General features: G+C 60.9%; 30 protein-coding genes. 15 read left to right on the plus strand and 15 right to left on the minus strand.

Annotated features, from left to right (window positions below):
- The first annotated feature begins 126 nt into the window (after positions 1-126).
- Complete coding sequence (mltF, locus tag BLT85_RS11505; protein WP_093394824.1) at positions 127-1,572, plus strand: membrane-bound lytic murein transglycosylase MltF; 1,446 nt, start codon at positions 127-129, stop codon at positions 1,570-1,572.
- 197 nt (positions 1,573-1,769) lie between these two features.
- Here the strand turns inward: mltF and tadA are convergent, their stop codons facing one another.
- The 4 genes from tadA to BLT85_RS11525 all read right to left on the minus strand — a co-directional run bounded on the left by tadA (position 1,770) and on the right by BLT85_RS11525 (position 6,002).
- Positions 1,770-2,234, minus strand: coding sequence for a tRNA adenosine(34) deaminase TadA (gene tadA, locus BLT85_RS11510; protein ID WP_231701472.1), 465 nt, complete (start codon positions 2,232-2,234; stop codon positions 1,770-1,772).
- A 12-nt stretch (positions 2,235-2,246) separates the two neighbouring features.
- Positions 2,247-4,154: a sulfate adenylyltransferase subunit CysN gene (cysN, locus tag BLT85_RS11515; protein ID WP_093394827.1), complete on the minus strand. Its 1,908-nt coding sequence runs from the start codon at positions 4,152-4,154 to the stop codon at positions 2,247-2,249.
- 30 nt (positions 4,155-4,184) lie between these two features.
- Positions 4,185-5,090: a sulfate adenylyltransferase subunit CysD gene (gene cysD / locus BLT85_RS11520; RefSeq protein WP_093394830.1), complete on the minus strand. Its 906-nt coding sequence runs from the start codon at positions 5,088-5,090 to the stop codon at positions 4,185-4,187.
- 153 nt (positions 5,091-5,243) lie between these two features.
- Complete coding sequence (locus BLT85_RS11525) at positions 5,244-6,002, minus strand: Nif3-like dinuclear metal center hexameric protein (RefSeq protein ID WP_093394833.1); 759 nt, start codon at positions 6,000-6,002, stop codon at positions 5,244-5,246.
- Positions 6,003-6,144: 142 nt separating this feature from the next.
- Here BLT85_RS11525 and BLT85_RS11530 point away from each other — a divergent pair, with 142 nt between their 5' ends.
- Entirely contained in the window at positions 6,145-7,290 is a 1,146-nt protein-coding gene (locus BLT85_RS11530) for a S1C family serine protease (RefSeq protein ID WP_093394836.1), read from the plus strand.
- 23 nt (positions 7,291-7,313) lie between these two features.
- Here the strand turns inward: BLT85_RS11530 and hisC are convergent, their stop codons facing one another.
- The 10 genes from hisC to BLT85_RS11580 all read right to left on the minus strand — a co-directional run bounded on the left by hisC (position 7,314) and on the right by BLT85_RS11580 (position 15,077).
- On the minus strand, positions 7,314-8,369 hold the full coding sequence (hisC, locus tag BLT85_RS11535) for a histidinol-phosphate transaminase (protein WP_093394839.1): 1,056 nt from the start codon (positions 8,367-8,369) through the stop codon (positions 7,314-7,316).
- A gap of 99 nt (positions 8,370-8,468) precedes the next feature.
- A complete protein-coding gene (hisD, locus tag BLT85_RS11540; protein ID WP_093394841.1) occupies positions 8,469-9,779 on the minus strand; it encodes a histidinol dehydrogenase in 1,311 nt (436 codons plus the stop codon).
- Between the two features lie 26 nt (positions 9,780-9,805).
- Complete coding sequence (hisG, locus tag BLT85_RS11545) at positions 9,806-10,447, minus strand: ATP phosphoribosyltransferase (protein ID WP_093394844.1); 642 nt, start codon at positions 10,445-10,447, stop codon at positions 9,806-9,808.
- Positions 10,448-10,454: 7 nt separating this feature from the next.
- Positions 10,455-11,720 (minus strand): UDP-N-acetylglucosamine 1-carboxyvinyltransferase, encoded by a 1,266-nt coding sequence (gene murA / locus BLT85_RS11550; RefSeq protein ID WP_093394847.1) that lies wholly within the window; start codon positions 11,718-11,720, stop codon positions 10,455-10,457.
- 24 nt (positions 11,721-11,744) lie between these two features.
- The gene (locus tag BLT85_RS11555; protein ID WP_093394850.1) at positions 11,745-11,984 is read right to left on the minus strand and encodes a BolA family protein; all 240 of its coding nucleotides are present in this window, start codon (positions 11,982-11,984) and stop codon (positions 11,745-11,747) included.
- Positions 11,985-12,018: 34 nt separating this feature from the next.
- Entirely contained in the window at positions 12,019-12,339 is a 321-nt protein-coding gene (locus BLT85_RS11560) for an STAS domain-containing protein (RefSeq protein ID WP_093394853.1), read from the minus strand.
- Complete coding sequence (locus BLT85_RS11565; RefSeq protein ID WP_093394855.1) at positions 12,336-12,980, minus strand: MlaC/ttg2D family ABC transporter substrate-binding protein; 645 nt, start codon at positions 12,978-12,980, stop codon at positions 12,336-12,338. The genes BLT85_RS11560 and BLT85_RS11565 overlap by 4 nt, the downstream gene beginning before the upstream one ends.
- A 14-nt stretch (positions 12,981-12,994) precedes the next feature.
- Positions 12,995-13,459 carry an outer membrane lipid asymmetry maintenance protein MlaD gene (gene mlaD, locus BLT85_RS11570; protein WP_093394858.1) on the minus strand — a complete coding sequence of 155 codons (465 nt, stop codon included), beginning with the start codon at positions 13,457-13,459 and terminating at the stop codon, positions 12,995-12,997.
- A gap of 20 nt (positions 13,460-13,479) precedes the next feature.
- On the minus strand, positions 13,480-14,262 hold the full coding sequence (gene mlaE, locus BLT85_RS11575; protein ID WP_093394861.1) for a lipid asymmetry maintenance ABC transporter permease subunit MlaE: 783 nt from the start codon (positions 14,260-14,262) through the stop codon (positions 13,480-13,482).
- On the minus strand, positions 14,259-15,077 hold the full coding sequence (locus tag BLT85_RS11580) for an ATP-binding cassette domain-containing protein (protein WP_093394863.1): 819 nt from the start codon (positions 15,075-15,077) through the stop codon (positions 14,259-14,261). The genes mlaE and BLT85_RS11580 overlap by 4 nt, the downstream gene beginning before the upstream one ends.
- Positions 15,078-15,277: 200 nt before the next feature.
- On the opposite strand from BLT85_RS11580, the gene BLT85_RS11585 reads away from it, so the two are divergent.
- The 10 genes from BLT85_RS11585 (at position 15,278) to BLT85_RS11630 (ending at position 22,176) form a co-directional block, all read left to right on the plus strand.
- Complete coding sequence (locus tag BLT85_RS11585) at positions 15,278-16,249, plus strand: KpsF/GutQ family sugar-phosphate isomerase (RefSeq protein WP_093394866.1); 972 nt, start codon at positions 15,278-15,280, stop codon at positions 16,247-16,249.
- Positions 16,246-16,779, plus strand: coding sequence for a KdsC family phosphatase (locus BLT85_RS11590; RefSeq protein WP_093394868.1), 534 nt, complete (start codon positions 16,246-16,248; stop codon positions 16,777-16,779). Before BLT85_RS11585 ends, BLT85_RS11590 begins: the two co-directional genes overlap by 4 nt.
- Positions 16,776-17,357 (plus strand): LPS export ABC transporter periplasmic protein LptC, encoded by a 582-nt coding sequence (lptC, locus tag BLT85_RS11595; protein WP_093394870.1) that lies wholly within the window; start codon positions 16,776-16,778, stop codon positions 17,355-17,357. Before BLT85_RS11590 ends, lptC begins: the two co-directional genes overlap by 4 nt.
- Positions 17,344-17,874 carry a lipopolysaccharide transport periplasmic protein LptA gene (gene lptA, locus BLT85_RS11600; protein WP_172829831.1) on the plus strand — a complete coding sequence of 177 codons (531 nt, stop codon included), beginning with the start codon at positions 17,344-17,346 and terminating at the stop codon, positions 17,872-17,874. The genes lptC and lptA overlap by 14 nt, the downstream gene beginning before the upstream one ends.
- Positions 17,867-18,592: an LPS export ABC transporter ATP-binding protein gene (gene lptB, locus BLT85_RS11605; RefSeq protein ID WP_093394875.1), complete on the plus strand. Its 726-nt coding sequence runs from the start codon at positions 17,867-17,869 to the stop codon at positions 18,590-18,592. The genes lptA and lptB overlap by 8 nt, the downstream gene beginning before the upstream one ends.
- An 87-nt stretch (positions 18,593-18,679) precedes the next feature.
- Positions 18,680-20,179 carry an RNA polymerase factor sigma-54 gene (locus BLT85_RS11610; protein ID WP_093394879.1) on the plus strand — a complete coding sequence of 500 codons (1,500 nt, stop codon included), beginning with the start codon at positions 18,680-18,682 and terminating at the stop codon, positions 20,177-20,179.
- A gap of 79 nt (positions 20,180-20,258) precedes the next feature.
- A complete protein-coding gene (gene hpf / locus BLT85_RS11615; protein ID WP_093394882.1) occupies positions 20,259-20,567 on the plus strand; it encodes a ribosome hibernation promoting factor in 309 nt (102 codons plus the stop codon).
- Between the two features lie 21 nt (positions 20,568-20,588).
- The gene (ptsN, locus tag BLT85_RS11620) at positions 20,589-21,044 is read left to right on the plus strand and encodes a PTS IIA-like nitrogen regulatory protein PtsN (RefSeq protein WP_093394885.1); all 456 of its coding nucleotides are present in this window, start codon (positions 20,589-20,591) and stop codon (positions 21,042-21,044) included.
- Between the two features lie 2 nt (positions 21,045-21,046).
- Positions 21,047-21,901 (plus strand): RNase adapter RapZ, encoded by an 855-nt coding sequence (gene rapZ, locus BLT85_RS11625; RefSeq protein ID WP_093394888.1) that lies wholly within the window; start codon positions 21,047-21,049, stop codon positions 21,899-21,901.
- A 2-nt stretch (positions 21,902-21,903) separates the two neighbouring features.
- Entirely contained in the window at positions 21,904-22,176 is a 273-nt protein-coding gene (locus BLT85_RS11630; protein WP_093397691.1) for an HPr family phosphocarrier protein, read from the plus strand.
- A 177-nt stretch (positions 22,177-22,353) separates the two neighbouring features.
- On the opposite strand, the gene pmbA is transcribed toward BLT85_RS11630, so the two are convergent.
- The gene (pmbA, locus tag BLT85_RS11635) at positions 22,354-23,706 is read right to left on the minus strand and encodes a metalloprotease PmbA (protein WP_231701473.1); all 1,353 of its coding nucleotides are present in this window, start codon (positions 23,704-23,706) and stop codon (positions 22,354-22,356) included.
- Positions 23,707-23,803: 97 nt separating this feature from the next.
- Between pmbA and yjgA the strand changes: the two genes are divergently transcribed.
- The 3 genes from yjgA (at position 23,804) to egtB (ending at position 26,632) form a co-directional block, all read left to right on the plus strand.
- Entirely contained in the window at positions 23,804-24,322 is a 519-nt protein-coding gene (yjgA, locus tag BLT85_RS11640) for a ribosome biogenesis factor YjgA (RefSeq protein ID WP_093394891.1), read from the plus strand.
- Positions 24,323-24,440: 118 nt separating this feature from the next.
- Complete coding sequence (gene egtD, locus BLT85_RS11645) at positions 24,441-25,421, plus strand: L-histidine N(alpha)-methyltransferase (protein ID WP_197673847.1); 981 nt, start codon at positions 24,441-24,443, stop codon at positions 25,419-25,421.
- On the plus strand, positions 25,421-26,632 hold the full coding sequence (egtB, locus tag BLT85_RS11650) for an ergothioneine biosynthesis protein EgtB (protein WP_093394893.1): 1,212 nt from the start codon (positions 25,421-25,423) through the stop codon (positions 26,630-26,632). Before egtD ends, egtB begins: the two co-directional genes overlap by 1 nt.
- Positions 26,633-26,655: the final 23 nt, after the last annotated feature.

A 26,655-nucleotide genomic window follows, 5' to 3' on the forward strand; every position in this document is an offset into this window, starting at 1 on the left:
GACGGCGTGACGGCCATGCTGGCTGACCGGCTCGGCGCCCCACGCCGCGGCTCTGCGAGCGCTCAGACAAACGCGGCTACATGCGGTAACTATTGCCTCGCACGGCTTTTCCTTATACTGAGTCGCATGTCGCCCCGCCTGATTCGAAAGATCCCCGTTCCTGCCCTGCTGGCTGCGGTCCTCACGACGCTGTTGGCAGGCTGCGGCGAACAACCCAGCCGTCTCGAGCAGATCCGCGACGACGGAACGCTGCGCGTGGTGACCCGCAATACCCCGACCACCTATTACCAGGACCGGCATGGCGATACCGGCCTGGAATACGAGCTGAGCAAGCGCTTCGCCCAGAGCCTCGGTGTCAGGCTGGAGATCAGCACTACCGCCACCCTGGATGACCTTTACCACCAACTCTCCAGCGAAAACGGGCCGGATCTGGCCGCTGCCGGGGTAACGATCAACCCCGAGCGCGAGGATCAGGTGCGCTTCGCCGAGCCATACCTGGAGACCACGCCTCAGGTGGTCTATCGCCGGGGCAAGCGCCAGCCGCGCGATATTGAAGACCTGTACGGCAAGCGCATCATGGTGCTGAAAGGCAGCACGCTGGCAGACATGCTGCGCGGTCTGCAGCAGGAGCATCCGAACCTGGTGTTCGAGGAATCCGACAGCCTCGAAGTGGCCGACCTGCTGCGCCTGGTCAACGATGAAGAAATCGACCACGCCGTGGTGTATTCCAATGAACTGGTGGTCAACCAGGCGTTTTATCCTGCTGTGCGCGTCGGGTTCGACCTGGGCGATCCGCGCTCTATGGCCTGGGCGCTCCCTCGCGAGCCGGACGATACTCTGCTCGAAGCGGTGCGTGAGTTCTTCGCCGGCATCAAGGCCGACGGCACGCTGGATCAGCTCATCGAGCGTTTTTACGGGCATTCCGACGTGCTGGACTACGTCGGCGCACGAGCCTTCGCTCGGCATATGACCCAGCGCCTGCCCCGCTTCGAAACGCAATTCCGCCAGGCCGGCGACCAGTACGCGCTCGACTGGCGCCTGCTCGCCGCCATGGGTTATCAGGAGTCGCTGTGGGATCCGGACGCACGTTCGCCGACCGGGGTACGCGGGTTGATGATGCTCACGCTGCCTACCGCCAAGTTCGTCGGCGTAACCAACCGTATCGACCCCAAGCAAAGCATCTTTGGTGGAGCACGTTATTTAATCTGGGTCCGCGATCAGCTATCCACAGACATACCCGAGCCCGACCGCACCTGGTTTGCCCTGGCTGCCTACAACGTAGGCCTGGGTCATCTCGATGACGCACGGACCCTGACTCGCAACAACGGCCGCGATCCGAACCGCTGGATCGACGTGAAGGATCACTTACCGCTGTTGCAGAAGAAGCAGTGGTATACCCAGACCCGCTACGGTTACGCCCGCGGCTCCGAACCCGTGCATTACGTACAGAACATCCGACGCTATTACGAGATCCTGCAATGGGTCACCCAGCCGCAAGCGGAAACCGCGAGCTTGCCGGAAGGCGAATACCATGCACCGGGGATACTCGAGCAGTTGCCGCAGGGGATCTAGCGCCGCCTGTGACGGCGCAGCGACAAGCTGTGAGCATCAAGCGGCAAGCTATCCGAGTGGGACGATGAAACAGGTGTGCTTCTGCGGCGTGTTGCGATCCGAGGGCTCGCTAAAGCCGGGTGCGGCTTGGCTTGAAGCTTGCCGCTTGAAGCTTGTCGCTGATTGCTGAGTGCTGAGTGCTGAGTGCTGAGCGACAGTTATCTGTCGCGACCCCGCCGCTGCCGAAAGAATGCCGTCAGCACCGCACCACACTCCTCCGCCAGCACGCCTCCCTCCACCTGAACATGATGGTTATACCAAGGCTGGTCAAGGGTCTGGCTGCGGCTGACGATGGCGCCGGCACGCGGTTCGCTGGCGCCGTAGACGAGTCGGGAAATACGACTGTGCACCAGCAGGCCGGCGCACATGGTGCAAGGTTCGAGGGTGACGTAGAGGGTAGCGCCGGGTAGCCGGTAGTTGCCGAGAGCGTCGGCGGCCTGGCGAATGGCGACCATTTCCGCGTGAGCGCTGGGGTCGTGGGCGCTGATTGGCTGGTTGAAGCCCTTGCCGACCACGGCCCCATCGACAACCAACACCGCCCCGACCGGCACCTCGCCAAGCAAGGCACCCCGCTCGGCTTCGGCCAGCGCCAGCCGCATGAAGTCTATGTCAGCTGGCTTCATGGCCGGCTCCCGTCAGACGAGCTTCCGCTCGCGCAGCAGACCAATGACCTTGTCGACGCAGCTTTCCAGGTCCATGTCAGCGGTGTTGATCACCAGATCGGCATTTTCCGGCGCTTCGTACGGGTAGGACACGCCCGGAATCGTACCTTCGACATTGGCTGCGTAGAGGCCTGACGGGTCACGCGTCTGGCAGACATCCAAGGGTGCGTCCAGATGCACCAGCAGGCAGCGCTCGCCGAGAATATGCCGAGCGGTGTCACGGCTTTCCTTGGTCGGCGCGACGAAGGCGCCCAGGGCGATCAGACCGGCTTCGTTGAGCTGACGGGCGATACGCACGCCCTTGTGCAGATTCTCCGCACGACCGGCTGCGTCCTGGGCCAGGCCCTTGGACAGGTCCTGGCGCATGGCCTTGCCATCGAGCACGTAGCAGGCGCGGCCCTGGTCGAACAGCTTGCGCTCCACGGCGTAGGCGATGGTGCTCTTGCCCGAGCCCGACAGGCCGGTGAACAGGACCGTAACCGGATCCTGACCAAAGCGCGCGGCACGCTCGGAAGCCGTGACGTGGGCGAAGCGGCCGTGGTGGCTTTCGCCGCTGTTCTGCCCCATCAGACCCTTGGCGACGATCATGCCGGCGCCGACGGTGCCGTTGGTCATGCGGTCGATGACGATGAAGGCGCCGGAGGTGCGGTTGCTGCGGTAGTCGTCATAGGCGATCGGGCGCTCGAGCGACAGCTCGACCCGGCCGATCTCGTTCAGGCCCAGCTGGCCGGCTTCCTGCTGCTCCAGCGTGTTCACATCGATGCGATGCACGATGCGCGTGAACGAGCCCGGGCTGTAGCTGGTAGCGCGCTTGATGTCGTACTTGCGCCCCGGCTGCATGGGTTGCTCGGCCATCCACACGATATTGGCCTCGAAGTGGTCGCCGATCAGCGGGCGGTTATCGACGTGGGCGAGCATGTCGCCACGGGAAATATCGATCTCGTCCTCCAGCGTCAGCGTGACAGCCTGGCCGGGGCCGGCTGTTTCCAGCTCGCCATCATAGGTGACGATGGATTTGACGCGGCTGCTCTTGCCCGAAGGCAATACGACCAGCTCGTCGCCCTTGTGCACGATGCCCGAGGCGATGGTGCCGGCGAAGCCACGGAAGTTCAGGTTCGGCCGGGTGACCAGCTGAACCGGGAAGCGCAGATCCTTGACGTTGCGATCAGCCGCCACTTCCACCGTTTCCAGAATCTCCATGAGGGTCTGGCCGGTATACCAGGGGCTACGCTCGCTACGGTTGACCACGTTGTCGCCCTTGAGAGCAGACATCGGCACGAAGTGCACGCTGTTGCCGTCGAGCATTTCCAGCCCCTTGGCGAACTCGCGATAGTCGTCGCAAATCTGATTGAACACGCCTTCATCGAAGTTTTTCAGGTCCATCTTGTTCACGGCGACGACGATGTGCTTGATGCCCAGCAGCGAGGCGATGAAGCTGTGCCGCTTGGTCTGGGTCTGCACGCCGTAACGCGCATCAATCAGAATAATCGCAAGATCACAGGTCGAGGCGCCAGTGGCCATGTTGCGCGTGTACTGCTCATGTCCGGGGGTGTCGGCGATGATGAACTTGCGCTTGGCTGTCGAGAAATACCGGTAAGCCACGTCGATGGTGATGCCCTGCTCACGCTCGGCCTGCAGACCGTCAACCAGCAGCGCGAGATCAATGTCTTCGCCAGTGGTACCGGACTTCTTCGAATCGCGGGTGATGGCTTCCATATGATCTTCGTAGATCATCTTGGAGTCATGCAGCAGACGCCCGATCAGGGTGCTCTTGCCGTCATCGACGTTACCGCAGGTCAAAAAGCGCAGCAGCTCCTTGCGTTCGTGCTGCGACAGGTAGGCCAGAATGTCCTGACCGATCAGATCCGATTGGTGACTCATGTAATTCGTTCTCCGGGCCGAGTGTCGCGCTTAGAAATAACCTTGACGTTTTTTCTCTTCCATCGAGCCTGCCTGATCGTGATCGATCACGCGGCCCTGGCGCTCGGACGTTCTGGTCAGAAGCATTTCCTGAATGATGTCGGGCAGGGTCGCCGCGCTGGATTCGACTGCGCCGGTCAGCGGATAGCAGCCCAGGGTGCGGAAGCGCACCATCTTCATTTCCGGCTTTTCGCCTTCGTTGAGCGGCATGCGCTCGTCGTCGACCATGATCAGCGAGCCGTTACGCTCGACAACCGGGCGTTCAGCAGCGAAATACAACGGTACGATCGGGATGCTTTCCAGATAGATGTACTGCCAGATGTCCAGCTCGGTCCAGTTCGACAGGGGGAACACGCGGATGCTTTCGCCCTTGTGCACTTTGCCGTTGTAGATGTTCCAGAGCTCGGGACGCTGGTTCTTCGGGTCCCAGCGGTGGTGCTTGTCGCGGAACGAATACACCCGCTCCTTGGCTCGGGACTTTTCCTCGTCGCGGCGTGCGCCACCGAAGGCTGCGTCGAAACCGTACTTGTCGAGCGCCTGCTTCAGACCCTGGGTCTTCATGACATCGGTATGTACCGCACTCCCGTGAGTGAACGGGTTCACGCCCTGGGCCAGGCCTTCCGGGTTCTGATGCACCAGCAGGTCAAGATCCATCTCGTTGACCATCTTCTCGCGGAACTTGTACATCTCGCGAAACTTCCAGCCTGTATCCACGTGCAGCACCGGGAACGGCAGCTTGCCGGGATAGAAAGCCTTGCGGGCCAGATGCAGCATGACTGCCGAATCCTTGCCGATCGAATACAGCATGACCGGATTCTGGAACTCGGCCGCAACCTCACGAATGATATGGATGCTTTCCGCTTCCAGCTGTTTCAGGTGAGTCAGTTTTTCCAGCATGGCGCTCTCGCAACGATAAGGGGGACGCCGGGCGTCCCGAATTCGAATTGGCCGCATTGTAACAAAGCAGGTTGCTTATAATAAGCGCACCGACAAGAACCTTGAGCTATATGGATATTCGAAAGCGCTTGTCGCTCTGGCATCGCGCACGGCTCAAACCGGATTGTCGATATCGATGAACTCATGCTCGATGTCGAAGCGTTCCGCCAAGTGCTCGCCTAGCGCTTTAACACCGTAGCGCTCGGTGGCGTGATGCCCTGCCGCAAAGAAATGAATGCCATGTTCCCGAGCCGCGTGTACCGTCGGCTCGGAGACTTCGCCGGTAATGTAGGCGTCGACGCCAAGCGCGACTGCCTTTTCTATATAACCTTGCGCTCCGCCCGTGCACCAGGCGATACGGCGAATCGGCCGGCCGCTGCCGGCAATGTGCAGGGGCGCCCTGCCCAGCGCCTGTTCAAGCGAGGCAGCGAAGGCCTCGCCCGAACACGTCTCGCTGGCCTGCCCTACAAGTCCGACCGATCGCGGATTGCCGGGCTCGAGCCCACCTTCGATCGTCCAACCCATCAGCCGCGCGAGCTGCACGTTATTGCCCAGTTCGGCGTGCACGTCGAGCGGCAAGTGGTACGCCAGCAAGCTCATGTCATGGTCCATCAGCTTCTTGATGCGACGATAACGCATGCCGGTGATGGGCGCGGCCTCGCCCTTCCAGAAATAGCCATGATGGACCAGCACAAGCTGCGCGCCGCGCTCGGCTGCGGCATCGAGCAACGCCTGGCTGGCCGTGACCCCGGTAACGATCCGGCGAACCTGCCCTGCTCCCTCGACCTGCAGCCCATTCGGACAGTAGTCCTGGAAGGCGTGCTGCTCCAGCAGCTCATCGCAATACTGCACCAGCGCGGTACGCTCGATCATGGTTATCTCCGGGACGCGACAAAACCGACATTTTCGGTATCTGAACGGGTATTACAAGGAACCCGCTCTCTACAGACCACGGGCGGCGACCTATAATGCTCGCTTCCGCGCTTACCGCCTGCAACTCAAAGGGAAAACATCGATGAAGGATCACTTGCGCAGCCTGGGCTGGCCCGTCACTTGGGGACTGCTGCTGGCGCTATTGGTCATCGAGGCGTTCCCTCACTGGCTCGGGCTCGCGCCCAATGCCAATGTCGAGATTCAGGTCACGCCCGAGCCCGAGCGTGTCGTGAGCTCGTCCGGCCCGGTTTCCTACAGCGCGGCGGTGCGCCGAGCAGCACCCGCAGTAGCGAACATTTTCACCAGCAAGGAAGTGACGCCGGAAGAAGCAGCAGGTCAGCTCAACCCTACGCTACGCGATTACGCCGACAACCTGCCGGGCTCGTCCCGCCGCCAGTCCAGCCTCGGGTCGGCGGTGATTCTGAGCAGCGATGGTTACCTGTTGACCAACAACCATGTGATCGCCGATGCCGACGAAATACTCGTCGCCTTGCAGGACGGTCGCGAGACCATCGCCCGATTGATCGGTACCGATCCGGAAACCGACCTGGCGGTCCTGAAGATCGACCTGCCGAACCTGCCGGCAGTCACCATCAGCCCTGCCGAGGATCAACGGACCGGTGATGTGGTCATGGCGATCGGCAACCCGTTCGGGCTCGGCCAGACGGTAACCATGGGGATCATCAGCGCCACCGGTCGCAACCAGTTGGGGCTGAACACCTATGAAGACTTCATCCAGACCGACGCAGCGATCAACCAGGGCAATTCCGGGGGCGCGCTCATCGATGCGCACGGCAGCCTGATCGGTATCAATACGGCGATCTTCTCCCAGTCAGGTGGCTCTCAGGGGATTGGTTTCGCGATTCCCGCCAAGCTGGCCGCTGAGGTCATGCAGGCAATCATTGCCAACGGCCGGGTGATTCGCGGCTGGCTGGGCGTAGAGGTACAGCCGCTGAGTGCCGAGCAGGCCGCGGCTGCCGACCTGGAATTCGGTCAGGGGATCGTTGTGTCGGGGTTGTATCGGGAAGGCCCCGCCTGGCAGGCCGGCTTGCTGCCGGGCGACATCATCCTGAGCATCGATGGCCAGCCCGCCATCAACGGCCGCAGCGCGATGAACCAGGTGGCCCGGGCGAAACCGGGCGAGACGGTCAGCATGCGCGTGCTGCGTGACGGCGACACCAAGAGCTTCCGGGCCGAAGTCGGCGTGCGTCCCAGCTTCCGACCTTAAGAATTACCGCTGCCGCTGAACCGTCAGATGACGGTTCGCAAGGCCTGCAGCAACGCCTCGTTCTGTTCCGGCGTACCGATGGTGATCCGCAGATACTGCTCGATGCGCGGCAGGCGGAAATGCCTAACGATGATGCCGTGCTCGCGCAGACCCTGAGCGAGCTCGACCGCGTCTCGAGACGAATGCCGCGCGAAGACGAAGTTAGCGGCTGAAGGCAGTACGCCGAACCCCATCTCTTCCAGCTGTGCGGTCAGTTGTTCACGGCTGTCGATCACACGGCGGCGCGTGTCGTCGAACCATTGCTGGTCCTCGAACGCCGCCACGGCGCCAACGATTGCCAGACGATCAAGGGGATAGGAGTTGAAGCTGTTCTTGATCCGCTCCAGCGCCTCGATCAGATCCTTGTGGCCGACCGCCAGACCGACCCTCAAGCCCGCCAGGGAGCGGGACTTCGACAGGGTCTGAGTTACCAGCAGATTCGGGTAGCGATCGACCAGGCTGATCGACGTCTGGCCTCCGAAATCCACATAGGCTTCATCCACCACGACGACCGAATCACGATTCTGCTGGAGCAGCCGCTCGATCTCCTCGAGCCCCAGCGGTACGCCGGTTGGCGCATTCGGGTTGGGGAAGATGATCCCGCCATTGGCACGAGCGTAGTCATCGACATTGATGCTGAAGTCGTCTCCCAGCGCCACCGGTTGCGGCTGGATACCGTACAGACCGCAATACACCGGATAGAAGCTATAGGTGATGTCCGGGAACAGCAGCGGCCGGCCGTGCTGGAACAGACCATGAAAAACATGCGCAAGCACTTCGTCGGAGCCGTTGCCGACGAAGACCTGTTCGGTGCTGACGTTGTAGTACTCGGCTATGCGCTGCTTGAGCGCATCCGCATTCGGGGCCGGATACAGGCGCAACCTGTCGTCCAATTCGGCACGGATCGCTTCGATTACCTTTGGCGAAGGACCATAGGGGTTTTCATTGGTGTTGAGTTTGACCAGATTGGCCAACTTCGGCTGCTCGCCTGGCACATAGGGCACCAGCTCGTGTACGAAGGGACTCCAGAAACGGCTCACAGCGATCTCCTTGGGAGAGGGACAAGCATCAAGCTGGACGCTACAAGCCGACCCCGGCGCGCAGACCGGCGGTTAACGTGCCGCGTGCTGCCTGTCGCTTCAATTCTTGATTCGGTATTCCGCGCTACGGGCGTGGGCAGTGAGGCTTTCACCGCGCGCGAGCACCGAGGCAGTCCTGGCCAGATCCGATGCGCCGTCCGGAGAACAGAAGATCACCGAGGAGCGTTTCTGGAAATCGTACACGCCAAGCGGTGATGAGAAGCGCGCGGTACCGGAGGTCGGCAATACGTGATTCGGGCCGGCACAGTAGTCGCCCAGCGCCTCGGGAGTGAAGCGCCCCATGAAGATGGCGCCAGCGTGGCGGATCAAGGGCAGCAGCGCCTCGGGATCGGCGACGGACAACTCGAGGTGTTCCGGAGCGATGCGGTTGGACACTTCACAAGCCTGCTCGAGACTGTCTACCTTGATCAGCGCGCCGCGCGTTTCCAGCGAGGTTCTTACGATGTCGGACCGCTCCAGTTCACCCAGTAGGCGGTTGAGACTGGCTTCGACGGCGTCGAGAAAGGCCGCGTCGGGGGACAGCAGGATCGACTGCGCATCCTCGTCATGCTCGGCCTGTGAGAACAGATCCATGGCGATCCAGTCCGGGTCGGTCTGGCCATCGCATACCACGAGAATTTCCGATGGGCCGGCGATCATATCGATCCCGACCTGGCCGAACACCGCCCGCTTGGCGGTGGCGACATAGATATTCCCGGGCCCGACGATCTTGTCGACACGCGGCACGCTTTCCGTGCCATAGGCCAGCGCGGCGACGGCCTGGGCACCGCCAACGGTGAAGACGCGATCGACCCCGGCCAGACAGGCCGCGGCCAGCACCAACTCATTGATCTCGCCACGCGGAGTCGGAACCATCATGACGACTTCTGGCACCCCGGCAACCTTCGCGGGAACGGCGTTCATCAATACCGAAGACGGGTAGGATGCCTTGCCGCCGGGCACATAGAGGCCGGCACGATCGAGCGGCGTGATTTGCTGGCCCAGTACGGTTCCGCTGGGCTCGGTATAGCGCCAGGAGTCCTGACGCTGCTTCTCATGGTAGCTGCGCACGCGCTCGGCAGCGACTTCCAGCGCCTGTCGCTGATCGGCGGTGATGCGTTCAAGCGCCAGCTCCAGGCGCGCACGATCGAGGATCAGATCATCCATGGAGTCGACGCTCAGGCCGTCGAAGCGCGCGGTGTATTCGACAACCGCCGCATCGCCGCGCTGGCGCACGGCCTGGATGATTTCTTCGACGCGTTCGTTGACCGATTTGTCGGAGACGCTTTCCCAGGCGAGCAGCGCGTCCAGATGGCTGCCGAAATCAGCCTGATTGGCATCGAGACGGGCTATCTGCAGCGGCTTGCTCATGGGGGTCACCTTGGTATTGGAACGGATCAGCTGGCGCGGCTCTCGACCGCGTCCCGCAACACTTCGATCAGCGCCTTGATGCGGGCGTGCTTCATCTTCATCGAAGCCTTGTTGACGATCAACCGTGAACTGATGTGGGCGATCAGCTCCTGCGGTTCGAGGCCGTTGGCCTTGAGTGTGTTGCCAGTATCGACGACATCGATGATCTTGTCCGCCAGCCCGACCAGAGGGGCTAGCTCCATCGAGCCATACAGCTTGATGACTTCGACCTGCCGGCCCTGTTCGGCGTAATAGCGACGCGCGACATTGACGAACTTGGTCGCCACCCGCAGACGCCCGTTCGGCTCCGGCGTATCAACCGGGCCGGCGGTCATCAGCTTGCAGTTGGCGATCTTCAGGTCCAGCGGCTCATAGAGCCCCTGGCTGCCGTATTCCATCAGCACGTCCTTGCCAGCGACACCCAGGTCCGCCGCACCGTGCTCAACGTAGGTAGGCACGTCGGTCGCCCGTACGATCAACAGACGTACGTCGGGATCGGTGGTGGTGAAGATCAGCTTGCGGCTCTTCTCCAGGTCCTCAACCGGCTCGATGCCTGCGAGCTTGAGCAGCGGCAACGTGTCATCGAGGATCCGTCCCTTGGAAAGCGCAATGGTCAGACTCTGGCTCATAAGCTCCTCAGGACGGTACCCGGCGAATACAAGCGCCAAGCGCCTGCAGCTTCTCTTCAATGCATTCGTAGCCGCGATCGACGTGGTAAATCCGGTCGACCAGCGTATCGCCGTCGGCCACCAGCGCCGCGATGATCAGGCTCGCCGAGGCACGCAGATCGGTCGCCATGACCGGAGCGCCCTTTAGCTTCTCGACGCCGGTGACGATCGCGGTGTTGCCCTCGATGGTGATCTTCGAGCCCATGCGGTTCATTTCCTGAACGTGCATGAAGCGGTTTTCGAAGATTGTTTCCACCACAGTACCGACACCGTCGGAAACCGCGTTCATGGCAATGAACTGGGCCTGCATATCAGTCGGGAATGCCGGGTACGGCGCGGTGCGCAGGCTGACCGCGCGCGGGCGGTTGCCTTTCATATCCAGGCTGATCCAGTTCTTGCCTGTTTCGATGTGCGCGCCCGCCTCTTCCAGCTTGAGCAACACTGATTCGAGGATGGTCGGATCGGTTTCCTTGAGCTTGACCCGGCCACGCGTGGCCGCGGCGGCCACCAGATAGGTGCCGGTTTCGATGCGATCAGGCATCACCGAGTAGCGCGCGCCGTGCAGCCGCTTCACGCCGTTAATGGTGATGGTATCGGTGCCGTGACCCTGGATATCCGCGCCCATGGCAATCAGACACTCGGCAAGGTCGACGACTTCCGGTTCACGCGCAGCATTTTCCAGAACCGTACGGCCGTTGGCCAGGGTGGCGGCCATAAGAATGTTCTCGGTGCCGGTGACGCTGACCGTGTCGAAGAAAAAATGCGCGCCGCGCAATCCGCCTTCCGGAGCCTTTGCCTTGATGTAGCCGCCGTCGACCGTAATTTCGGCGCCCATCGCCTGTAGCCCGCGAATATGCAGATCGACAGGGCGCGAGCCGATGGCGCAGCCGCCCGGCAATGCCACTTCGGCCTGGCCGAAGTGAGCGACCATCGGACCGAGCACCAGGATCGAGGCGCGCATGGTCTTGACCAGTTCATACGGGGCAACCAGCGTGGTGATGCTGCGCGGATCGACTTCCACGTTCATTCGTTCGTCGACGATCGGCTGGATTCCCATCCGGCCGAACAGCTCGATCATGGTGGTAATGTCGTGCAGGTGCGGAAGATTGCAGATAGTCACGGCCTCGTCGGCCAGCAACGTGGCGGCCAGAATCGGCAGCGCCGAATTCTTCGCACCGGAAATACGAATTTCACCGTCCAGGCGCTTGCCACCGGTGATGATCAACTTGTCCATACGGAATCTCTTGTTGGCTGGCCGTCAGGAACGGCTGGCCCATGCTTCGCGAGTAAAGAACTTCATGGTCACCGCATGGATGCTGCCATCGGCGATATGCTCATTGAGCAGTGCATAGATCTGTTGCTGACGCTTGACTGGCGACAGCTTGGCCAATTCGTCGCTGATCAGCAGCAGCTGGAAATTGCAGCCCTCGCCTTCGACCGCCACTTCGGCGTCCGGTAGCTGTGACTCGATCAGTTGCTTGACCTCGTTGGCCTGCATAGTAACTCTCCGGTATTCGGTGAAGGGCGGTACGTTAACCTGCGCTGCCCGACGCGGCAATCGACTCGATCCACTGATCGAGGCCGCACACCACGGCCATGCTTCGCAGCCCGGCAGGCATGCCACTAACGGTAAGCGAACCCTGGCGTGCCTCGACGACGCGCGCAGCAACCAGTATCAATGACAGGCCGACGCTGTTGACGCGGGTTACGCCGGAAAAATCCAGACGTACCGATGGTCCTGCCGCAGCGACACGTCGCTCAAGCTCCGGACGGACGGTGACTGCCGAACTGAAGTCGAGTTCGCCTTCGAGCCGCAAGCAGTCGGCCTGGTCGGCGAGCAGGCGAACGCTCATTCGGCAACCTTTTTCTCGACAGTCTCGCGCGACTGCGCGACGACGCCACCCCAGTTATCGATCACGGCATCCAGGTCGTTGCGGTTGGCCTGCATGGCCTGGGCGAACTGATCGCGGAACAGCAGACCGATGTTGATGCCTTCGACAATGACATTGCGCACCTTCCACTGTCCGTCCAGATTGACCATGGTGTAGGTGACCGGGTAAACGTTGCCGTTGTCCGCGCGAATCTCCATGTTCACACTGGCCCGATCCGGACCCTGCTGGTCGCGGTTGTTCGGTGGCAGCACCTTGATGTCGCCGCTATCGAACTCAAGCAGTGCGTTACCGTAGAACTGCACCATGCTGCGCTTGAACGTCTCGATGAAACGCTGCATTTGCTCTTCGCTCGCGCTGCGGCTGTACCGCACGGTCATGACGCTGCGGGCAATGCCGTCGAAATCCACGACCGGGTCGAGAACCTGATTGAGGCCCTGCAGGAAGGCTTCGGTATCCTTGCGATAGGTTTCCCGGTTGGCGTCCAGGACGTCCATCACTTTTCGGGATGTATCTTCAACCACCTGTTGAGGTGTCTGGGCAGCATGCGCCAGCCAGGGCAGTGACAGCATCAATACAGCGGCAAACCTGAATAAAGTGCGCATGCGGATCTCCGGGATCAGTCGTCTGTGCTGACAGTGTTGAGCAGGAAGCGCCCGATCAGCTCTTCCAGAACCAGTGCTGACTGCGTGTCGTGAATTTCGTCGCCGTCGGCCAGCAAATCGTCTTCGCCACCAACGGAGATACCGACATATTTCTCACCCAGCAACCCCGCCGTGACAATCGAGGCAGTGCTATCGGCCGGCAGCGTATCGACATCCGAGCTGATCGCCATCTCGACGAAGCCGGTGTAGCGGTTCTTGTCGAATTGGATGCTCGTAACCTGGCCAATGGTCACACCTGCCATGGTCACCTTCGCACGAGGCGTCAGGCCAGCGACGTTGTCGAAATGGGCATAGACACGGTAGGTGTCGCCGGACGTGGTCGAACTCAGGCCGCTGACTCGCAGGGCCAGGACAACCAGGGCAAGCACCCCGATCAGGATGAACAGACCAACGGTCAGCTCGAGAGTACGCGTACGCATGATGCAAAAGTCCTTCAGGTTCAGAACATCAGAGCGGTGAGAATGAAGTCCAGGCCGAGCACGGCCAGAGACGCATAGACGACAGTCCGGGTCGTCGCGCGGCTGATGCCCTCGGAAGTCGGCTCGCAATCGTAACCCTGGAATACGGCGATCCAGGTAATGACGAAAGCGAACACCAGCGCCTTGATGAGCCCGTTAAGGACGTCATCACCAAACTGGACGGCGTTCTGCATGTTGACCCAGTAGGAGCCGGAGTATACCCCCAACCAGTCCACGGCGACCATGGCGCCACCCCAGATCCCGACGACGCAGAAGATCAGCGAAAGCAGCGGCATGGAAATGAAGCCGGCCCACAACCGCGGGGCGACGACATACTTGAGCGGGTCGACGCCGATCATCTCCAGACTCGACAACTGCTCGGTGGTCTTCATCAGGCCGATTTCCGCAGTCAAGGCCGAACCCGCGCGACCAGCAAACAGCAGACCGGTCACTACCGGGCCGAGCTCGCGCAGCAGCGTCAGCGCCACCATCTGCCCCACCGCTTGCTCGGAACCATAGCTGACCAGAATGTTGTAGCCCTGCAGCGCCAGCACCATACCGATGAACAGCCCGGAAACGATAATGATCGGCAGTGACAGCACGCCCACCGCGAACAATTGGCGCAGCAACAGCTGCCAGCTCTTGCCGAAACGGGTGCGACCGAACAGGGCGAGAAAGAGGAATACGCCGGCACGCCCCAGCGCAGAAACAAGGTCGATCCCGGAACGCCCGAGCCGGGCCAGTCGATTGGCCGCGGCATTCATGGCTTGCTCCCCTTGCCGAGAAGATCCTGCACATAATCCTGTGCCGGGTAGTGGAATGCGACCGGACCGTCGGGCTCGCCCTGCATGAATTGTCGGATGCGGGGATTTTCCGAGTTCATCAGCTCGTCCGGCTCGCCCTGACCAAGGACCTGCCCGTCGCCCACGACATACAGGTAATCGGCAATGCTCGCGGTCTCGGCCAGGTCATGCGATACCACGATACTGGTCAGTCCCAGCGCATCGTTCAGCAAACGGATCAGCCGTACCAGCACACCCATGGAAATCGGATCCTGGCCGACGAACGGCTCGTCATACATCATCAGCTCCGGGTCCAGCGCAATCGCACGGGCGAGCGCCACCCGACGCTTCATGCCGCCGGAAAGCTCGTCAGGCATCAGTTTCCAGGCACCACGCAGCCCTACCGCCTGCAATTTGAGCATGACGATGTCACGAACCATGTCTTCCGGGAGAGAGGTATGCACACGTAGTGGGAAAGCGACGTTCTCGAACACATCCAGATCAGTGAACAAGGCACCGGACTGAAACAGCATGCCCATGTCCTGGCGCGCCTCGAATAGCTCTTCACGACCCAATCTGGGAATGTTCCGGCCGTTGACGAGTATCGAACCGCTGTCCGGTCGCAACTGCGCCCCGATCAGGCGCAATAGGGTAGTCTTGCCGCAGCCGGACGGCCCCATGATGCCCGTGACCTTCCCGCGAGGGATGCGGATGTCGACATTGTTGAAGATGGTTCGGCCCGAGCGGCTGAACGTCACCTTCTGCATATCGACGATGTAATCCGAGGAAGCGGCCATGTCTGGTTGATCCATCCCTTGCTACCGGCAATGGCCGGAAAAAATGACGCGCCAATATACCAGTTCGGCCAGCCGCACCCAAGCAGTGCAACATCTACTAACCGAACAGGGTTGGCAAAGCCGCATTTCCGTTGCTAAAGGTGAGATGAATCCGACAAGTCGTTATACTTAGCGGCTGATCCATGACCAGTAGCCGACCCATGCCCGAATTCGATTTCATTGCCTCGGCCCAGCGCACCATCAATCTCGAACGGGATGCGGTGCACACGCTGTTGACCCGCCTCGACGAACACTTTGAACGCGCCTGCGAAGTGCTGCTCGCTAGCAGCGGCCGCGTGGTCGTGACCGGCATGGGCAAGTCCGGTCATATCGGCCGCAAGATCGCGGCCACGCTGGCCAGCACCGGCACGCCGGCCTTTTTCGTTCACCCAGGCGAAGCCAGCCATGGCGACATGGGCATGATGACTCGCGACGATGTGGTTATCGCTCTGTCCAACTCGGGCAATACCGCCGAGGTGGTGACCTTGCTGCCTCTGATCAAGCGTTTGGGCATTCCGATGATCAGCATCACCGGCAACCCGGATTCGACCCTTGCTCGCGCCGCAGTGGCCAACCTCAATACCGCCGTGGACATCGAAGCCTGTCCGCTGAATCTGGCGCCCACCTCAAGTACCACCACTGCTCTGGTGATGGGTGACGCCCTGGCCATCGCGTTGCTTGAAGCGCGCGGCTTCAGTGCCGAGGATTTCGCTTTTTCCCATCCTGGCGGCACGTTGGGGCGACGCCTGCTGCTTCTGGTCGACGACATCATGCACGGCGGCGAACGCATGCCGCTGGTTGCGCCCGAAACCCCTCTGCGGGATGCCTTGCTGGAAATGACCCGTAAAGGGCTCGGCTTGACCGGCGTGGTCGACTCGGCTGGCCAGCTCAGTGGCATCTTCACCGACGGCGACTTGCGCCGCACGTTGGACAACGACGTCGACATGCGCAGCGCGACAATTGCCTCGGTGATGACGGCTCGCTGCAAGACGGTGCAGCAAGGCATCCTCGCTGCCGAAGCGCTGAAGGTGATGGAGGACCTGAAGATCAACGGGCTGTTCGTGGTCGATCAGGATGGCAAACCGGTAGGCGCACTCAACATGCATGACCTTCTGCGAGCGGGGGTGGTATGAGTCACGAACTGGATACATTGGTCGAGCGAGCCCGGCGGATTCGCCTGGCAATCTTCGACGTCGACGGAGTACTGACTGACGGCCGCCTGTACTTCATGCCCGACGGGACAGAATTCAAATCCTTCAATACCCTGGACGGCCACGGGATCAAGATGCTGCGCGCTTCCGGCGTGGAGGTGGCTATCATCAGTGGCCGCAACTCTCCGCTGGTAGAGAAGCGTGCCGCCAACCTGGGCATCCCCCATCTGATTCAGGGTCGCGAGGACAAACTCAATGCGCTGGACGAACTGCTTCGCCTGGTGCCGGTAGAACTGGACCAGGTCGCGTTTCTCGGCGACGACCTTCCCGACCTGCAGGTAATGCGCCGGGTGGGTCTGGGCATGGCAGTGGCCACGGCTGACTCCTTCGTCCGCGAACACGCTCATGGCATCACCCTGGCCGCTGGCGGACAAGGCGCGGCACGGGAGTTCTGCGAGCTGATCATGCGCGCCCAGGGCACGCTCGAACAGGCCCGGGCGGCGTATCTGTGATCATCAAGCTGCCTCGATATGTGGTACTTGCGATCGTCGTCGGCACCGGAGTCCTGGCCGCGTTGGCCATGGGGTACTGGAACATCCGCCCCGCCAGCTTCCAGCCTGATCCTCTGGTAATCGACCCGCGGCAACCGGATTTCTTCATGGAAAACGCGCGCATTCGCAAGCTCAATGTCGAAGGTACGGTTTCCTACGAACTGACTACCGAGCGCGCCACCCATCTGGCTAGCGATGAAAGCACGCTGCTCGAAGAGCCTTACCTGGTATTTTTCCGCAAGGGCGAGCCCCAGCCATGGGAGCTGCGGGCACGCCATGGCCAGGCGGATGCAGGCGGCGACCGTGTGCGCCTGACTGAAGAAGTCGAGCTTCAGCAGAAACTTCCCGACCGGGCGCTCACCCAGCTCACCACCTCGCTGCTGGACGTGTATCCGCAGCGCGATTATGCCGAGACCGACCAACCGGTTAGAATCGAAGCGGCCAATGGCGTGACGACTGCGGTCGGCATGCAGGTTCAGTTCAATGACGGCACCATGACGCTGCTGTCCAACGTAAGAGGCGAACATGAGGTGCGTTAAAGCCATACTCGCTGCCGCGATGCTCGGAGCCAGCCTGCCGGCAATGGCGCTGCCCGAAGACAGCGAACAGCCGATTCGCATACAGGCCGATACCGCCAGGCTGGACGAGCGTCGCAACGTAGCGGTCTACACCGGCGACGTGATCATCACCCAGGGCAGCATGCGCCTTACCGGCCAGGAGGTAACCCTGACCACGGATGCCGACGGCGCCGTGACCAAGGTCGTCAGCAAAGGCAGTCCGGCTACCTTCGTGCAGACGCCGCAGCCTGGCCAGACGCCCGTCAATGGACGCGGTCGAACGATCGAATACCACGCCACCGATGAAACGGTAGTGATGATCGACAACGCGCATCTGGAGCAGGACGGCAACACCTTCCAGGGCGACTATGTCAGTTACGACGTAGCGCGCCAGGTCGTCGATGCCGGTCGCACTGCAGGCGCGCAGGGAACTGGGCAGCAGCGCATCGAGATGGTCATTCAACCACGTCGCCGGAACGAGCCCGCCACCAATGAGTAAGCTCGAAGCGCGGCATCTGGCCAAGGCATACAAAGCACGCAAGGTAGTGCGCGACGTCTCGGTGGCCATCCACAGCGGCGAGGTGGTCGGCCTGCTCGGCCCCAACGGCGCAGGCAAGACCACCTGTTTCTACATGATCGTCGGGCTGGTCAAGGCCGACGAGGGCAACATTCTGATCAATGACGTCGATGTTACCAAGCTGCCTATGCACGGCCGGGCACGTCAGGGCATCGGATATTTGCCGCAGGAAGCTTCCATCTTCCGCAAACTCACGGTCGGCCAGAACATCATGGCGATCCTGGAGACGCGAAAGGACCTGAACGCCAAGGGGCGAGAAGGCAAACTCGAATCACTCTTGCGCGAGTTTCATATCCACCACCTCAAGGACAGTCTTGGCATGAGCCTGTCAGGCGGAGAACGGCGGCGCGCCGAGATCGCCCGGGCCTTGGCGACGGAGCCCAAGTTCATTCTGCTCGACGAGCCCTTCGCCGGGGTGGACCCGATTTCGGTCAACGACATCAAGCAGATCATCCAGCACCTGCGCGACAAGGGCATCGGCGTACTGATCACGGACCACAACGTGCGTGAAACGCTGGATATCTGCGACAAGGCATACATCGTCAATGACGGTCACATCATTGCCGAAGGCAATGCAGAAACCGTACTCTCGAACCAGACGGTCCGTGATGTGTACCTCGGTCATGCCTTCCGCCTGTAACTGGCTCGGTGATTCAGGCATGCTAAAGGCATCGGGCCACATTCTCGGTCAGGGCATCATCCAGCGCACAGGGTACTTCACCGCATAATGAAACCATCGCTCGTCCTCAAGATGGGGCAGCAGCTGACCATGACGCCTCAGCTGCAGCAAGCCATCCGACTCCTTCAGCTCTCCAGTCTCGACCTCCAACAGGAAGTCCAGGAGGCACTGGAAGCCAACCCCATGCTGGAAATGGCCGATGATGGTGACGACGAGTACGGTTCAGGCTCCCACGAGCAATCTTCCGATGGAGACGACGCCCCGGCGGTGACCATTCCCGAGCCAGTCGAGCTCGACTCCATCGAGCAGCATGGTCAGGGTGAGGAAGGCAACTGGAACGAGCAGATTCCCACTGAGCTGCCAGTCGATACCCAATGGGAAGATGTGTACCAGACTTCTGCCAGTTCATTGCCGAGCAATGACGACGAAGACTGGGACTTTACCGCTCGCACCGGGACCGGCGAGACGCTTCAGAGCCACCTGGAGTGGCAGCTCAACCTCATTCCCTTGTCAGAAACTGATTACCAGATTGCCTTGGCGCTGATCGATGGCATCAACCCGGACGGCTATCTGAGCGAATCGCTCGAAGAAATCCTCACCTCGCTTGATCCGGAGCTTGAGGTAGAACTCGACGAAGTCGAGATGGTGCTTCACCGGATTCAGCAATTCGAGCCGGTCGGCGTCGGCGCACGTGACCTGCGCGAATGTCTGCTTCTGCAATTGAGACAGTTGCCTGCCGACACGCCGATGCTGGAACAGGCCACGCGTGTGGTGAAGGACCATCTGGAGCTGCTCGGCAACCGCGATTTCGCTCAGTTGATGCGGCGCTCCAAACTCAAGGAAGACCAGCTTCGCGATGCTGTTGCGCTGATCCAGACGCTCAACCCGCGTCCCGGATCGGAGATCGCCTCGGGCGATGCCGAATACGTCATTCCCGATGTGATCGTGCGCCGCGACACCAATCGCTGGATCGTCGAGCTGAACCAGGACGCCGTCCCCAAGGTACGCGTGAACGGCCATTACGCATCAATGGTCCGCCGCGCTGACAGCAGCGAAGACAACACCTACCTGCGCAACCATCTGCAGGAGGCCCGCTGGTTCATCAAGAGCCTGCAGAGCCGCAACGAAACGCTGATGAAGGTCGCCACGCAGATCGTCGAGCATCAGCGCGGCTTCCTCGAGCACGGCGAAGAAGCCATGAAGCCACTGGTATTGCACGACATCGCCGAAGCGGTCGGCATGCACGAATCGACAATTTCGCGCGTCACGACGCAGAAATACATGCACACGCCGCGGGGAATCTTCGAACTCAAGTACTTCTTCTCCAGCCATGTCGGCACCACCGAAGGCGGGGAATTTTCCTCGACCGCCATTCGCGCACTGATCAAGAAACTGGTTGCAGCAGAAAACCCGAAGAAACCATTGAGCGACAGCAAGATCGCTGGTTTACTGGAAGAACAGGGAATATCGGTAGCCCGCAGAACGATTGCCAAATATCGCGAGTCGCTCAACATCGCGCCGTCGAGCGAACGCAAGCGGTTGGTGTGACCAGCCGGGATTTTCAGGTGGCACCATCGGGTGACAGTCAGCGTCGCCCCGCTATATCAAGCCAATCAGGAGAAGCCGTATGCAATTGAACATCAGCGGTCATCAACTAGACATCACCGACAGCCTGCGCGACTACGTCACGGAAAAGATGTCACGGCTCGAGCGACATTTCGACAAAATCACCAACGTGCAGGTCATCCTGGAAGTCGAAAAGGTACGGCAAAAGGCAGAGGCCATTCTTCACGTGGCCGGAGGCGAAGTCGTCGCCAATGCTGAAGCGACCGATATGTATGCAGCTATCGACCTGCTTACTGACAAACTGGACCGTCAGTTGATCAAGCACAAGGAAAAGAACATCAACCGCCTTCAAGGCGCCAACGACCGCTAAGGCCGCATACGCCGAAGACCCATGCAAATAGACCATATCCTCACCCCCGAGCGCACCTTTGCCGGTGTGCAGGGGGGCTCGAAGAAACGTGTGCTGGAGCAGATCGGCAAGTTGATTGCCCAGCACACCAACCTTGACCCTGATGCCATCTACGAAAACCTGATCGCTCGGGAGCGACTCGGCTCGACTGGCTTCGGCAACGGTATCGCTATTCCGCACAGCCGCTTGGCCGGCTGTGATCGTGCCATCGGCGCCCTGCTGCAACTGGAGAGCAAGATCGATTTCGACGCGCTAGACGGCGAGCCGGTGGATCTGATCTTCGTGTTGCTGGTCCCACAACAGGCAACCGAGCAACACCTGCAGATTCTGAAGATGCTGGCCGAGAAGCTCGATCAGCAAAGCGTGCGCGAATCGCTGCGCGCCGCTCCCGACTCGCAGTCGCTCTACCAGGCGATGATCGGCGCGGGCGGAAACTGAGCGTGCGTCTGGTGGTGGTCAGTGGTCGCTCCGGCTCTGGAAAGAGTACGGCGCTGCACATGCTCGAAGACAACGGCTTCTACTGTATCGACAACCTGCCAGCCGGACTGTTGCCCGAATTGGCCAGACAGGCGAACCAGACCGATGTGCGCCTGCCCAAGGTTGCGATCAGTATCGATGCGCGGAATCTGCCCAGCGACCTGGCGCGCTTCCCGGCGCTGCTGCGCAAGGTCCGCGAAACAGGCACGCAGTGTGACGTACTGTTCCTCGCTTCGACCGATGACGTGCTGATCAAGCGTTTCTCCGAGACCCGGCGCAAACATCCGCTGACCGACGAGCATCATTCGCTGGCCGAGGCGATCTCCGAGGAGATGCGCCTGCTCGAGCCGATCATCGATCTCGCCGACCTGAAGATCGATACCAGTCACCTCACCCTGTACCAGTTGCGCGATGTGCTCAAGCAACGGCTACTTGGCGCGGAGGCACATGAGCCTTCGGTACTGATCCAGTCATTCGGGTTCAAGCGCGGCGTTCCGGTGGACTCCGATCTCGTGTTCGACGTCCGCTGCCTGCCTAACCCTTACTGGAAGAAGGATCTACGTCCCTTCTGCGGCAAGGACCAGGAAATCCGCGACTACCTCGGCGCGGAGCCCGAAGTGGAAGAGATGTACCAGGACATCCGTCAGTTCCTGGAAAAATGGTTGCCACGTTACGCCGCCGGCGAACGCAGCTATACAACCATTTCCATCGGTTGTACTGGCGGGCATCATCGTTCGGTATACATAGCCGAACGCCTGCTAAAGGAACTGAGCGCGAATACCTCCAATTTGCTGATACGCCATCGCGACCTACCTTGATGATGTTGACCAGACGTATCCAGATCATCAACAAACTGGGGCTGCATGCACGAGCCGCTGCCAAGTTTGTTGGCGTCGCCAATCGCTACGATTGTGATGTCGCTGTCGGAACGAGCGAAGAATCGATGGTCAACGGCAAGAGCATCATGCAGGTGATGATGCTAGCCGCTGGCAAGGGCAGCGAGATATACATACAGTGTCAGGGTCCACAGTCCGAAGCGGCCATGAACGACCTCTGCGCGCTGATTGATGACTATTTCGAGGAAGGGGAGTAACCCCCCAGCTACAAGCTGAAAGGATCAAGCGGTCCGAGGCGGAGGGAGTCCGTCGCCATAACAGCCATAACAGCCATAACAGCCGACATGGATTCCCCTTCACATTTTCCTAGCCAGATATCCTCGATGGCCTGCGTCTGCTCGCAGCCTGTCGCTGGCAACTGACCGTAGGCGACGCTACGCGCCGCCCACGGTCATCCCGTCCACCAGCCAGCTGCCGGTCAGGTAATTGCCGCGCCGCTCGACATCAGAACCGACGCAGCGCAGCTGGCGGAACATGTCTCGCAGATTGCCGGCGATGGTGACTTCCTTGACTGGATGCTTGATCTGCCCGTTCTCCACCCAGAAACCGCCCGCTCCGCGCGAATAGTCACCGGTAACACCGTTGACACCTTGCCCCATCATCTCGGTGACCAACAGCCCGGTGCCCATTTCGGCCAACAGCGCTGTCAGATCCCCTGCGTTGCTGGAGATATGCAGGTTGTTCACACCGCCGGCGTTGGCGGTGCTGGGTAAGCCGAGCTTGCGACCCGAGTAGGTACTGAGAACCCAGCTGCGCAGGAGACCGTGCTGCACGAAAAACTGGTTGCGGGTAGCCAGACCATCGGAATCGAACGCAGCACTGCCAAGCGCCCTGGGCAGGTGCGGCCGTTCGTCGACGTTTACCCAATCCGGAAACACTGGCGCACCGAGCGCGTCGAGCAGGAACGTGGACTTGCGATACACCGCCCCGCCGGCAATAGCGCCGACCAGATTTCCCAGCAAGCCGGCGGCCTGGTCGGCAGCGAAAAGCACGGGGACCTTCGCCGTCTTGATCGGACCCGCTCCGAGCCGTGCCAGAGCGCGCTCCGCGGCCTTGCGACCAAGTGCCTCGGGGCTCTGCAGCTGCGCAGCGACCCTGTCGACCCCGTACCAGTAGTCCCGCTGCATGCCCTGATCGGACGAAACGATCATGACCGCCGACGCGCTGTGACGCGTTCCCAGGCTGCTGCCGATGAATCCATGGCTGTTCCCGTAAACGCGGCAACCTTCCTGAGTACTGACGTTGGCTCCGTCACTGGTCAACCGTGGGTCCATATCCAAGGCGGCTGATTCGGACTGCAGCGCACGCTCGATCAAGGCTTCGGCAGACTGGTTCCAGGGGTGGTACAGGTCAAGCTCAGGCAAGCTAGTGGCCATGAGCTCGGCATCGGCAAGGCCCGCATAGGGGTCTTCCGAGGCGTGGCGAGCGATTGCCAGAGCGGCTTCGATCGATGAGGTTATCGCCGCGTCCGAGGTGTCCGAGGTGCTTACGGTGCCCTTGCGATTGCCCAGGTAGAGAGTAATTCCGAAGCCCTGGTCGCGATTGAATTCGACTGTCTCGACCTCCCCCTGTCGCACGCCGACAGACAGTCCGGTGTTCTGACTCACGACCACTTCGCAGGCCGATGCGCCCTGCTTGCTTGCGGCATCGAGAATGAAGGCGACGCGTTGTTCCAGGTTACGTTGCATCTCTTGCGGATCGTTCGGGCTGTTCGGCGTATCGGTCATGGGGTCTCCTTTGCTCGGGTCATTGTACTCCGGACAGCCGTGGTGTGAACGGGTATCATGCCACCCTGACGAATCAGCAAGAGGCGATGGCGGCGGCATGACAGATTTTCACGATGAGGACACCTCTGAAGAGGAACTCCCCAGCAAGTCCCAGGTGAAGCGGGAAATGCAGGCGCTGCAGGACCTCGGCCGCCGGCTCACCGAGCTCAAACCCGAGCAGCTGGCAAAACTGGAGCTCACCGACAAGTTGCGCAACGCCCTTGCCGAAGCCCATCGGCATACGGCTCGCGGCGCACTCAAGCGCCACCTGAGTTTCGTCGGCAAATTGATGCGCGATCAGGATGTCGAAGCCATTCAGATCTATCTTGACCGGCTCGACAGCAGTAGCCAGGTGCATGCGCAGCACTTCCATCAACTCGAGCGCTGGCGTGACCGTCTGCTCACCGGCGATCCGGTCGAACAGGAAGCCTTCATTGAAGCCTACCCCGCAGCGGACCGGCAGACGATTCGTCAGCTCGTTCGCCAGGCGAAGAAAGAAGCGGCGGAGAACAAGCCACCCGCCGCGTCACGCAAGCTGTTCAAATTGATCCGCGAAGTCGTTGAACAGTCACTCTAGACGATCGGGGGGATAACTCCGTCCCGATTCAATCGCATCAGAGTCAATCGATTCGTCGATTGGCCAAAGCGTCGACCCGGTGCTAGCTTGATTCAGAAAGCCTGACACCGAGGTCTCCGTGAATATAGCTCTGCCATCGCCACGCATCGAAACAATCATCCAGCCCGACCCGTCGGCGGAAAAAGCTCAACTGCTTTCCGGCTTGCTGTCGCCTCAGGCTCGAATCGATCCGAAATACTTCTACGATGACCTGGGTTGCGAGCTGTTTACCCGGATCTGCGAACTCGACGAGTACTATCCCACGCGCACCGAGGCGGGGATCTTCGAGGATTGTCGAGACGAGATCAGCACAGCCCTGCCCTCGGCAGCCCAATGGGTCGACCTCGGCTGCGGTGACTGCGCCAAGTCGGCACGGTGGCTGGACCATGTGGCACCGACTCGACTGGTCGGTGTGGATATCGCTGGCGACTTCCTGCAGAGCTCACTGACTGGCGTAGCAGCGCGGTACCCGAGGATCGACTGCGTCGGCGTGGTCAGCGACTTTACCCAGTCCATGGATATCCAGGGTCTGCTCGCCGAGAAGCCTGAATCACCGCCAGTATTCTTTTACCCCGGCTCGTCCATCGGCAACTTCGATCGTCCGCATGCGCTGCGATTTCTGCGCAGTATCCGCCAGCACTGCGGCGCCGACGGCAGGCTGCTGATCGGCGTCGATCTGGTGAAAGACCGCGACATTCTCGAAGCTGCCTATGACGACGCTCAGGGCGTCACCGCCGCGTTCAATCTCCACGTTCTCGAAGTGGTCAACCGCGAGCTCGGCGCGGACTTCGACCCCGACAGGTTTCGGCATCGCGCGCTCTTCGACAGTGAACAACAGCGCATTGAAATGCAGCTGGTAGCCCGTCGCGAACAGGCGGTGCACTTCACTGGCGAAGCAACCCGGCATTTTGCCGAGGGCGAGCATGTCCTCACCGAGTATTCGCACAAGTACACCATTGATGGCTTCGGCAACATGCTCAGGGAAGCCGGCTTCGGTCGCTACCAGGTCTGGACGGACGCGAACCAATGGTTCGGCGTGTTCCTGGCGGAGCCGATCTGATGAGCGTGCACAACCCCCTACTCCGCTCCGAAGTCCTCGCATCCCGCTACGATGAGGTCCGCGCTCATACTCGCTCGCTCATCGAGGGGCTTAGCGATGAAGATTGCCAGCTGCAGTCGATGGCCGACGCCAGCCCCACCAAGTGGCACCTGGCGCACACCACCTGGTTTTTCGAGACGTTCGTTCTCGCGTCGCTCGAGAATCCGCCGCCCCCCTTCGACCCGGCGTTCAAGGTGCTTTTCAATTCATATTACGTGGGCGTCGGCGAGCGCCATCAACGCAATGAACGAGGCCTGATTTCCAGGCCTTCTCTGAAAGAGGTACTCGAGTACCGAGATGTCGTCGACCAACAGGTGCGCAAGGCCTTCGCCGCCGGCGGCTTCAGCGATACATTGCTAGCGCTGGTAGAGCTCGGCCTCAATCATGAGCAACAACATCAGGAGTTGTTGCTCACGGACCAGAAACATCATTTCGCCTGCAATCCTCTGTGGCCTGCCTGGCGCAGCAGCTCGCGTGACCAGGCCCCACAGGCCGGACGCGACCAGGCCAGGCAGTTCGCCCGCTGTGAAGGTGGACTGGTTGAAATCGGTCATGTCGGTGACGGCTTCAGCTACGACAACGAAGGACCGCGCCACCGAGTCTGGCTGGACCCCTTCGAGATTCAGACGCGCAACGTAAGCAACGGCGACTACCTCGCCTTCATGGCCGAAGGCGGTTACAACCGTCCGGAACTCTGGCTCTCCGATGGTTGGGATGAGCTGAACAAGCAGGGCTGGCAGGCGCCGTTGTACTGGCGCTACCGAGACGGCGACTGGTATTCGTTCACCCTGCATGGCGAGCAGGCAATCGATCATGAGGCGCCTGTCACCCACCTGAGTTTTTACGAAGCCGAGGCGTATGCACGCTGGGCCGGAGCGCGGCTACCGACCGAGGCCGAATGGGAATGCGCAGCGGCCAGCGATCTGCCGCTTTCAGGGCTGTTCGACGAGGTCTGGCAGTGGACCAATAGCGCGTACCTGCCCTACCCCCGTTATCAACCGGCCGCTGGCGCGGTGGGCGAATACAACGGCAAGTTCATGATCAATCAGATGGTGCTGCGAGGCAGCTCGCTGGCCACGCCCCCGGGGCATGCCCGCGTCAGCTACCGCAACTTCTTTCCGCCGCAGGCACGTTGGCAATTCAGCGGGTTGCGACTGGCCCGCTGCATCTGAACCGGGCATAAAAAAGCCGCCCC

This window comes from Halopseudomonas xinjiangensis (genome assembly GCF_900104945.1).
Classification (GTDB): Bacteria; Pseudomonadota; Gammaproteobacteria; order Pseudomonadales; family Pseudomonadaceae; genus Halopseudomonas; species Halopseudomonas xinjiangensis.